We start from the raw sequence: 8,953 nt of genomic DNA on the forward strand, positions 1-8,953 counted from the left end.
GCCCATCGTGACAGATGGGACTGCCGAGTCGTCGCCAGGCGCTCTGTGCCGAGAGGCCCGGAAGGCGGCAAGTCCCCGTATCCCACGCGTACTTGCCCCCTGTTGTGCACTTGCTCACAGCGTCCACCGTCGGCTGCCGGGACGCGCACCTCACACCGGCGGCGGGCTTTGTGCACCGCGGGTCGTGTTAAGCGGCGGTGGGCACGGGCACCCGGGAGTGGGCGATCCCTCGTGGGAGCCGCCGTCACGGAACTGGGAGGTGCTGGACATGGGACACGGAGGAAACGTCATCGACGAACTGATGACGGATCACCGCGAGGTCGAGGAACTCTTCGGCCGCATCGAGGCGCTGCCGCAGGGCAGGAAGGACCGCAAGGTCTACGCCGACCAGGCCACCATCGAACTCGTACGCCACTCGGTGGCCGAGGAGGCCCACCTCTACCCGGCCGTACGCCAGTACCTGGCCGATGGCGACGCCATAGCCGACAAGGAGATCGAGGACCACTCCAAGGCCGAGCGGCTCATGAAGGAACTGGAGGCCCATGAGGCCGACAATCCCGCATTCGACCGGGTCATCGGCCTGCTGATGAGCGAGATCCGCGCGCATGTGGCGGACGAGGAGCAGAATCTGTTCCCCCTGCTGCAGCAAGCGGCCCCTGCGGGTGCGCTGGACGAGCTGGGCGACAAGGTCCGCCAGGCGAAGAAGATGGCGCCGACCCGTCCGCACCCGGCTGCCCCCGACCGGCCCCCGGCCAACAAGCTGCTCGCCCCCGGCCTCGGACTCGTCGACCGGATGCGCGACGCGCTGACAGGGCGCGGAAAGAAGGACTGACACCGCCGCTCAGGAGGACACGCGGGCCGGCATGCGCTACTCAGCAGGGGCGCCCGGTCCGGCACGCGTCGCTGAGCAGCGGCGCCCGGCCCGACAGGCGCCACTCAGCAGCGCCGCCCGGCCCGACAGGCGCAGCTCAGGTCAGCAGCGCCGCCCGGCCCGACAGGCGCAGCTCAGGTCAGCAGCGCCGCCCGGCCCGACAGGCGCAGCTCAGGAGGGCGCTCGATCCAGAAGGCGGGCCGCCTGCTCGATGCGGTCGGGCAGCGGCTCGCGGTCCCTGAGGGCGGCGGGGAGCCGGGCGAGCGCGCCGCGCAGGGCCGCCCCGGCCTCCCGCTCGCCGCGCGCCGCCGCCGCGACGAGGTGGGTGGTGTGCCGCAGCGCCACCGCCACCGGCCGTCGGAGCCACACGGTGAGGAGTGCGTTGCGCCGCTGGACCGCCGAGCGGCCGGACCGCCCGCCGGGGTCGGGATGGTGCAGGGCCGTCACGGAGGACACATAGGTCACGCCCCAGCCGCGAGCCGCCAGGTCGTAGGCGAGCAGTGTCTCCTCGCCGCCGAAGAAGAGCACTCTGTGAAAGCCGCCGGCCTCGAGGAAGGCCCGGCGCCGGACCACGGCCGCGCAGGCGAGGAATCCCAGGACCGGGCGGCCGGGGAGGTCAGCGGCGAGGGGCAGCGGCGAGTGGGCGAGCACGGAGTTCAGCGGGTCCTCGGCGACGTCCGGCCCGACAAGGGTGCGCGCGGCCAGCAGGCCCAGACGCGGGTAGGCGTCGAGGGTGTCGGCGGCGACGTCCAGCGTGCCCGGCGCCCACCAGGAGTCGTCGTCACTGAAGGCCACGTATGGGGTGGTGGCGTGCCGTACGGCGAGATTGCGGCCCAGTGCCCCGGTGTTGTGTCCGACGGCCACCACCTGCGCGCCCACTGGATGGGCGCGCACCGCGTCCACCGTCGCGTCGACGGAGCCGTTGTCCACCACGACGACCTGAGGCCGCTCGGGCAGCGCGGCCAGGCGGTCCAGGGTGCGCAGTACGCTCCGGCGGCGATTGCGGGTGATCACCGCGACCGTGACCCGGGCGGAGTGTCGGCCGGGCGCGCGAGCGGAGGGCGTGGCGACGTCGGACATGGGCTGCTCCTCGGGCACGTGGGGGTACGGCGTCGGGGCACGTCGGGACGGTATGGATGACGGGGATACGGCTCCCGGGAGAGACCATCACGCGCCCCGCTCGAGCAGTTTCCGCACCGCACTCACGACGTCCTGGGCCGTGACGTCGTTCAGGCACGGGTGGCCGGGCACCGGGCAACGGCGGGCGCGAGTGTCCGCGCACCGACTGCCCAGGTCATCGAGCAGGACGTTGGGAACGCCGTAAGGGGCCCACTGTGCGGCCGCCGGCACCGAGGAGAAGAGCGAGACGACCGCGGTGCCGGTGGCCGCGGCGAGGTGGCCCGGCCCGGTGTTTGCGGAGACCACGACGTCGGCGGCGCGCAGCACACCGGCCAGCGTTCGCGCGTCCGTACGGCCTCCGAGGTCGACCGCGGTGTCACCGCTGACGTCCCGGGTCAGCTCGGTGTCCTCCGGGCCGCCGGTGACGACGACGCGGTGGCCGGCGTCGGCGAGCAGGGCGACCGCCTCCGCGCAGCGGTCCGGGGCCCAGGCGCAGGCAGCCGCGCCGGCACCGGGATGTACGACGACGTAGGGGCCGTTGCCGGTGAGGACGGCGGTGTCGGGCGCGGGCAGCACCCGCAGCCGTCCGTCGTCCCCGCTGCGGGGGACGAACCCCATGGCGGCCACGGTGTCGAGCGCCGCCTCGGCTTCGTGCCGGTCGGGCAGCCGCCGGTGGCTGACATCGAGGAGGCTCTCGGAACCGTCCGCGCTCTCGGAGCGGCCGGCGCTGCAGGCGCCGATGCGGCGTACCCGCGCCGTCCGCAGCAGACGTGCGGCCGGCAGCGGGCTCTGCCCGTACGGGGTGAGGACGACCGCGACGTCGTAGGCGGCGTCGCGCAGGCTCCGTAGCAGGCCGTCGATGGTCGCTTCGTCCACGGTCGGTTCGCCGGGCGCTTCCCACACGAGGACGTCGTCGACGTGGGGAAGCAGCTGCGCGGCGGGCGCACCGCTGGGTTCGCACATCACCGTCACGTGGGTGGCCCGGGTCGCGACCGCGCGAACGGCCGGGCCGGCCAGGAGAACGCCTCCGAAGCCGTCCAGGCGCGCGACGAGTGCCTTCACCGTGACCAGTCCGTCCGCCGGTCATCGGACAGTCGGCCCACGCCCGTCGCGTGCGAGCCCGTCGTTCTGAGAAGCTCACCACGAGCAGGCATGCCGGATACCTCCCTCGGGGCGAGGGAACAGGCCGCCCGGCCGCTTGTACGGGTCCGGGGTCCGGCGTGCGTCGTCGGGCAGCTCCGCGAAGTAGGCGATGGTGCGCTTGAACCCCTCCTCCCAGGTGACCTTCGGTGTCCAGCCGTAGAGTTCCCGGACGAAGGTCGTGTCGGGCCGTCGCCGAACGGGATCGTCCTCGCGGCGGTCGACGAACTCCACGCGCGAGTCCGATCCGGTCAGGCCGATCACCCGACGGGCGATCTCCCGCACGGTCGTCTCGTCACCGCCGCCGATGTTGACCGGTCGTACGGACCGGCTCGCGGCCACCATCAGCAGGGCGTCGACGACGTCGTCGACGTAGCACAGCGCACGGGTCTGGCTTCCGTCTCCCTCGATGGTCACCGCCCGTCCGGCCAGTGCCTGCTTGATGAAGGTGGGAATCGCCTGGGGGCCGTCGGCGCGCATCCGGGGTCCGTAGGTGTTGAACAACCGCACGATTCCGGCATCGGTGCCGTTGGCGCTCACGTACGCGGTGGTCAGTGCCTCGGAGAAGCGCTTGGACTCGTCGTGGGCGCTGCGCGGTCCGACGGGGTCGACGTTGCCCCAGTAGTCCTCGCGCTGTGGATGCGTCAGCGGGTCGCCGTAGACCTGGGACGCGGAAGCGAGCAGGAACCGCGCGCCGTCCCGGTCGGCGACGGTCAGCGCGTTGCTGGTGCCCCGGCTCGCGACGTCGAGCGTCTCCAGGGCGCGGTGTCCGCAGTCGGCGGGCGAAGCGGGACCCGCGAGGTGCAGCACGAGGTCGTAGGGGGCGACGAGGGCGTCCGGGCAGTCCGGATCCGCGAGGTCGAGCTCCAGGAGCCGGAAACCGGGGTGGTCGGCCAGGTGCCGGACGTTGTCCGCCGATCCCGAGGACAGGTTGTCCACACCGTCGACTTCGACGCCGCTGCCGAGCAGGCGCTCGCACAGGTACGAGCCGAGGAACCCGGCGCCTCCCGTCACCAAGGCCCTCTTCCAGAACGGTCGCTTCGTCGACAGCGGGGAGAACGTCATCGGCGTCATGAGCACGACCTTCCTTCCGCCGATGAGGGAGGGACGGGGGCGGGCGGACGAGGGATGGACGCCTTCCCGAAGCCGCCGGCGTCGGTCCGCGCACCCCGCTCCGGCGACAGCCGCTCGAGTGCCCCGCACCGTCACTTTCATGCTCTGACGTCTGGTGCGGGTGTGCCACACGGGGCTGCCGACGTGTTCCACATGATCACCGCATATCACCGTATATGACCGCATAGCCCGGCCCACGCGGGTACCCGGTCAACTGCCGTCACGTGCGACGATCCGTCGCACCACGGCGAGAGCGGAAGGGAGGCCCCATGTCCGACGTCAACCCGATCGAGCTGCAGAAAGCTCTGAAAGGCGCCGAATATCCCGCCGACCGCGAGGAACTGGTCAAGATCGCCCAGCACAACGGAGCGGACAGTGCGCTGGTCGAGCGGCTCGAGTCGCTCACCGAGGACGACTTCGACGGTCCGGACGCCGTCAGCCGCGCCGTGTTCGGCTCCGGCTGACCGGCCGTCCATCGCCGCCAACGCGCCCTGCTCGCCGGGTGGTTCAGCTTCCGGCACGGTGAGGCGACCGTCGGTGACATGCTGGCACCACTCGCACCCCGGCCACACCGCCAAGCCCCGTGGCCGGGGTAACCCTCCCTCGGCCGGGGGGGACGGCCACCGACGTCCTGAGCCCGCGTGTCGCGGCGCCCGCGAGCGGGCACTCGGCGCGTACGCCACAAACCCGAGGGAGATTGCGATGAAGGCGGACGAGCCGCGCTACGACGACGAGGGGGACGTACCTCTTGGGGGGTATGCCGCACTGGCCACGACCTTCGCGGCCGGGGCCGCACTCTTCGCCGTGGCGGCGCGGCACCGGGGTCTGCGGCTGCCCGACAGCATTCCGGCCTGGGACGTCGCCCTGCTGGGAACAGCGACGTTCAAGGCGTCCCGCCTGCTGTCCAAGGACAAGATCACCAGCTTTCTCCGGGCGCCTTTCACCCACCGTGAGTCGGACGGGACGGCGGGCGAGGTGATGGACGAACCCCGTGGCAGCGGTGCGCGGCGGGCCGTGGGCGACTTGGTGGCCTGCCCCTTCTGCACCTCCGCCTGGGTGGCCGGCGCGCTGACCGCCGGCTACGCCTCCGCGCCCAGGGCCACCCGTCTGGTCTCCGCGGGACTGACTGCCAACACGATGGCTGACTGGCTGCAGTACGCCTGGAGTTGGACGGAGCGGACGGCCGAGGGCTGAGCTCCTGCCGGCCGGGCGGCGGTCAGCCCGTGTACCGGCGGGCCTTCGACTGGTTCTGCGTGTGTTCGAGCAGCCGCAGCCGGGCCTCGACCTCGGGCGGTGCCACGCGCCGTTCGCGCAGGACCCAGGGCAGACCGGCCATCGCCTCGGTGAAGGCGCGCAGCGAAGCCCGGTCACGCGGGACGGTGCGGGCCAGGTGCAGGGTGCGGCGCAGCGCGGTCGTCGCCGGGCGGCGCAGCCAGGTGAACCAGAGGGTATTGCGGATTCCGTGCGTCCTGCGCAGCGTGGAGTCCCTTGCCATGGACGGTTGGTGATGGATCGTCAGATCGTCGACGTACGTCAGCCACCAGCCGTCCGCCGCCAGGTCTACGGCGAGCAGCTCCTCCTCACCGCCCAGCCACAGCCGTGGGCTGAAGCCGCCCGCGGCACGGAAGGCGTCGGTGCGCAGCACGGTGGCGGCCGCCAGGAACGAGCCGAGCGCCGGGCCCGGGAGCCAAGGGGGGCCGGGGATCGGCGAGTTGCGCAATTCCTCGACGATGGGATCCTCGGTTCCTTCCGGTTCGACGATGATGCGGGCCGTGACGGAGCCGAGCCGGGGGTGTGTGTCGAGGAGGTCGGCGGCCCGGGACAGCGCGCCGGGCGCCCACCAGGAATCGTCGTCGCAGAAGGCCACGTACGGCGTACTCACCTGCCGCACCGCCACGTTGCGGCCGACCGCGCCGAGGTTGCGGCCCAACCGCAGCAGCCGTATGTCCGGGTGGTGGCGGGCGACGGCCTCGGCGGTGCCGTCCGAGGAGGCGTTGTCGGTGACGATCACGGGCGGGTCCTCGGGCAGCTCGCCGAGCCGGTCGAGGGTGCGCAGCAGTTCGTCCCGCCGGTTACGGGTGATGACGACGACCGTCGTACGGCTCTCGCTCATGACCTGCTCCCCTCGGCCGCCAGGAGGCGACCGGCCGGCTCCGTCCCAGGTGGCGTACGGGGACTCTGGGCCTAACGAGGTAGCCGTGATCAGTCGGCTCAAACACTTGGAGACAGCTCGGTGGCAAAAAATTAGGGCTACCGCCGGGGCGGGCGGCAGGTCCGCCCGCCACCGGGCGCGGCTCAGTCGAGTGCCGCGATGAACGCCTCCGGCGCGATCGCACGGCTGACGAGCGCCTGGGCGCCGTCGGTGGGCCGGCCGCCGGTGCGGGAGGCGTAGGCGCGCAGGGCGAGCCGGGCCTGCGCGGGATTGAGGTTGCCGTACTCGGCGAGCATGCCGGTGGCCATCTCGACGGCGGCGTTCACCGCGATGGCGGCCTGGACGCGGGTGTGGATGTCCGTGGGCCGAGCGGGATCCGGACTCCAGTGGATCAGCGCCAGGGCGGCGACGTCCGCCAGGGCCTGGGCCAGCCGCAGGTCCTCGGAGGGCAGTCCGCCGGGCGTGGTGAGCAGGAGGTTGACGGCGCCGATCGTCTGGCGGTTGACGCGCAGCGGCAGGGCGTAGGCGGCGCGGTAGCCGTCCCGGAGCGCGAGCGCTGTCCAGCGAGGCCACGTGTGGGACAGCTCGGCGAGGTCGGGCACACCGACCGGGCGGCTGCCGCGGTAGCAGTCGAGACTCGGGCCTTCCTCCTCCTGCGTCCGAAACAGCTCGCCGCGCTCCCCGTCACCGGTGACCGCCATGGTGCGCAGGTCGCCGCGGAGGGTGGCCATCATGATGCCGACGGCGTCGGCTCCGATGATCTCCACACAGTGGTGGGCCAGCCGGTCGAGGAGCACGACCGGGTCGACATCGGTGGCGAGGGTGTCGGCCAGCCCGACGAATGCCTCGGCGAGCTGCTGTTCGCGGTTCATCACCGTTCACCGTTCCTCTTCATTGCCACCGTGCCGGCCTTCGTCCGGGTCGCGGTCCGGGGCCGCCGTCCCGGGAAAGCGGAGTTTGCGCAGAACGACGTCATGGGCGACCTCGCTCACCGTTCGCCCCTGGGCGAAGGCGCGAGCCCGCATACGGTCCAGCGCCTGCTGCGGATCGACGCCGAGCTGGACCATCACCATGCCGGCCGCCTGGTGTACCTCCGCGTGGTCGGCCTCCGCGGCCTCCATCCATGACGCTACTCCGTTCGAGTCGGGTTGATCGGGGGCGTCGAGCAGGGAGTAGAGGTTCAGGACGGCGAAGGTGACGGCGTCGCGGACCAGCAGGGCGGTACGCAGGTCACGTTCCGGCATGACGCCGACGGTGTCGCGGTAGAGGTCGAGGGTGCCGATGGGCCGGGGACCGGTACCCAGTGGCAGCGAGAACACGGCGCGTACCCCCAGTTCCACCGCCTCCTGGGCGAAGACGGGCCACCGGCGGGCGTCCGCACCGCGCAGGAGATCCGCCGCCAGCACAGGAGCCGCCAGCTCGAGCGCGCTCTGGCACGGCCCGTCGCCCAACGTGTACTGCGCCTCGGCCAGCCGCGCCGCCGTACGGTCACTGGCGCACCAGGTGGCGCGCACGGTCGCACCCGCGCTGATCGACACGGACGCCCCTGTCACGGGCAACAACTCGACGCACGCCCGGCACAACGACACCGGTACCTGCTGAGGATCGGCGTGCGCGGCGGCGGTGGACAGCGCGTCGGCGACGCGCCGTCGGTCGTGTTCCCCGGACGAATGGGCGCCGCCGGTGACGTGGTCGTCGTCGCGCTGTTCGGGCCCCATCCCTGTCACCTCCGCTCGACCGAGACGTCAGCATGATCCATCAGTATCGCCCAACCGAACACCCGCCTGGCCCCAGGGCGTAGTGGACCCGGCCGCACCGGGTTCGTCTCGCCGTCTCGGTCGTCGCGTCGGCTGTCGCCGGGCCGCCGGGCGTCCCTTGCGTCGAGTTCCCCCTCCCGTGCAACCCTCTCGCAACGTGCGCGATGGTCAGCTGACTGACGCCCGCGGCCGGGCGGCGCGCCGTCGGCCGGGCCACCTCATCCGCATGACCCGACGGGGAGAGCCGATGGACGTCGTCCCGCGCGTGGAGCTGACCCCTGCGGCCGCCGAGCTGCTGCGGCGGCTGCGCGCCCTGCACGGACCGCTGATGTTCCACCAGTCCGGCGGCTGCTGCGACGGCAGCGCGCCGATGTGCTATCCCGAGGGCGAGTTCCGCACCGGCGGCTCCGACGTCCTGCTCGCCGAGCTGGATGTCGACGGGGTCGACGAGCCGGTGACGTTCTGGATGTCGAAGAGCCAGTACGAGCTGTGGAGCCACACGCGGCTGATCGTGGACGTCGTGCCCGGCCGGGGCAGCGGCTTCTCGCTGGAGGCACCCGAAGGAGTGCGTTTTCTGATCCGTTCCCGGGTCGTCGGCGCCTAGACACCGCCTCGGGCCCCGTCGTCTGGTGCAATCCCCCTGAGTCCTGGGAAAGTTGACGAGACATCAGGGGGCACTGTGACGCGCCGCGACGGACGGTTCAGAACGGTACTGACAGTTTTCGTGACATGCGGTGCGCTGGCCGGCGCCGCCGCGGGGGGGGGGGGGCCGGGCCGCGGGCGGGGGGGGGCAACCCGGGT

10 protein-coding genes are annotated in these 8,953 nt (G+C 72.3%); 4 read left to right on the forward strand and 6 right to left on the reverse strand.

The window, feature by feature from the left end:
* Positions 1-268: 268 nt before the first annotated feature.
* On the forward strand, positions 269-832 hold the full coding sequence (locus tag AB0D27_RS01525) for a hemerythrin domain-containing protein (protein WP_362500900.1): 564 nt from the start codon (positions 269-271) through the stop codon (positions 830-832).
* A gap of 210 nt (positions 833-1,042) precedes the next feature.
* On the opposite strand, the gene AB0D27_RS01530 is transcribed toward AB0D27_RS01525, so the two are convergent.
* From AB0D27_RS01530 to AB0D27_RS01540, 3 genes are all read right to left on the reverse strand, one after another.
* Positions 1,043-1,951 carry a glycosyltransferase gene (locus tag AB0D27_RS01530; protein WP_362500901.1) on the reverse strand — a complete coding sequence of 303 codons (909 nt, stop codon included), beginning with the start codon at positions 1,949-1,951 and terminating at the stop codon, positions 1,043-1,045.
* Between the two features lie 87 nt (positions 1,952-2,038).
* Positions 2,039-3,052 (reverse strand): glycosyltransferase family 9 protein, encoded by a 1,014-nt coding sequence (locus tag AB0D27_RS01535; protein WP_362500902.1) that lies wholly within the window; start codon positions 3,050-3,052, stop codon positions 2,039-2,041.
* 75 nt (positions 3,053-3,127) lie between these two features.
* Positions 3,128-4,204: an NAD-dependent epimerase/dehydratase family protein gene (locus AB0D27_RS01540; protein ID WP_362500903.1), complete on the reverse strand. Its 1,077-nt coding sequence runs from the start codon at positions 4,202-4,204 to the stop codon at positions 3,128-3,130.
* Positions 4,205-4,512: 308 nt separating this feature from the next.
* On the opposite strand from AB0D27_RS01540, the gene AB0D27_RS01545 reads away from it, so the two are divergent.
* Together AB0D27_RS01545 and AB0D27_RS01550 are read left to right on the forward strand one after the other, a co-directional pair.
* The gene (locus AB0D27_RS01545) at positions 4,513-4,707 is read left to right on the forward strand and encodes a DUF2795 domain-containing protein (protein ID WP_362500904.1); all 195 of its coding nucleotides are present in this window, start codon (positions 4,513-4,515) and stop codon (positions 4,705-4,707) included.
* A 238-nt stretch (positions 4,708-4,945) separates the two neighbouring features.
* Entirely contained in the window at positions 4,946-5,437 is a 492-nt protein-coding gene (locus AB0D27_RS01550; RefSeq protein ID WP_362500905.1) for a DUF1360 domain-containing protein, read from the forward strand.
* Between the two features lie 22 nt (positions 5,438-5,459).
* Here the strand turns inward: AB0D27_RS01550 and AB0D27_RS01555 are convergent, their stop codons facing one another.
* The 3 genes from AB0D27_RS01555 to AB0D27_RS01565 all read right to left on the reverse strand — a co-directional run bounded on the left by AB0D27_RS01555 (position 5,460) and on the right by AB0D27_RS01565 (position 8,113).
* Entirely contained in the window at positions 5,460-6,356 is an 897-nt protein-coding gene (locus tag AB0D27_RS01555; RefSeq protein ID WP_362500906.1) for a glycosyltransferase, read from the reverse strand.
* Between the two features lie 182 nt (positions 6,357-6,538).
* Positions 6,539-7,267: a GAF domain-containing protein gene (locus AB0D27_RS01560; protein WP_362500907.1), complete on the reverse strand. Its 729-nt coding sequence runs from the start codon at positions 7,265-7,267 to the stop codon at positions 6,539-6,541.
* A 6-nt stretch (positions 7,268-7,273) separates the two neighbouring features.
* The gene (locus AB0D27_RS01565) at positions 7,274-8,113 is read right to left on the reverse strand and encodes a GAF and ANTAR domain-containing protein (protein WP_362500908.1); all 840 of its coding nucleotides are present in this window, start codon (positions 8,111-8,113) and stop codon (positions 7,274-7,276) included.
* Between the two features lie 286 nt (positions 8,114-8,399).
* Here AB0D27_RS01565 and AB0D27_RS01570 point away from each other — a divergent pair, with 286 nt between their 5' ends.
* Complete coding sequence (locus tag AB0D27_RS01570; RefSeq protein WP_362500928.1) at positions 8,400-8,756, forward strand: DUF779 domain-containing protein; 357 nt, start codon at positions 8,400-8,402, stop codon at positions 8,754-8,756.
* The last annotated feature ends 197 nt before the right edge of the window (positions 8,757-8,953 follow it).

This window comes from Streptomyces sp. NPDC048415, from assembly GCF_040651675.1.
Classification (GTDB): Bacteria; Actinomycetota; Actinomycetes; order Streptomycetales; family Streptomycetaceae; genus Streptomyces.

Coding starts and splice junctions, on each gene's coding strand:
- AB0D27_RS01565 (WP_362500908.1), bottom strand. CDS start 8,113: ATGGGGCCCGAACAGCGCGACGACGACCACGTCACCGGCGGCGCCCAT.
- AB0D27_RS01545 (WP_362500904.1), top strand. CDS start 4,513: ATGTCCGACGTCAACCCGATCGAGCTGCAGAAAGCTCTGAAAGGCGCC.
- AB0D27_RS01540 (WP_362500903.1), bottom strand. CDS start 4,204: ATGACGCCGATGACGTTCTCCCCGCTGTCGACGAAGCGACCGTTCTGG.
- AB0D27_RS01555 (WP_362500906.1), bottom strand. CDS start 6,356: ATGAGCGAGAGCCGTACGACGGTCGTCGTCATCACCCGTAACCGGCGG.
- AB0D27_RS01550 (WP_362500905.1), top strand. CDS start 4,946: ATGAAGGCGGACGAGCCGCGCTACGACGACGAGGGGGACGTACCTCTT.
- AB0D27_RS01525 (WP_362500900.1), top strand. CDS start 269: ATGGGACACGGAGGAAACGTCATCGACGAACTGATGACGGATCACCGC.
- AB0D27_RS01530 (WP_362500901.1), bottom strand. CDS start 1,951: ATGTCCGACGTCGCCACGCCCTCCGCTCGCGCGCCCGGCCGACACTCC.
- AB0D27_RS01560 (WP_362500907.1), bottom strand. CDS start 7,267: ATGAACCGCGAACAGCAGCTCGCCGAGGCATTCGTCGGGCTGGCCGAC.
- AB0D27_RS01570 (WP_362500928.1), top strand. CDS start 8,400: ATGGACGTCGTCCCGCGCGTGGAGCTGACCCCTGCGGCCGCCGAGCTG.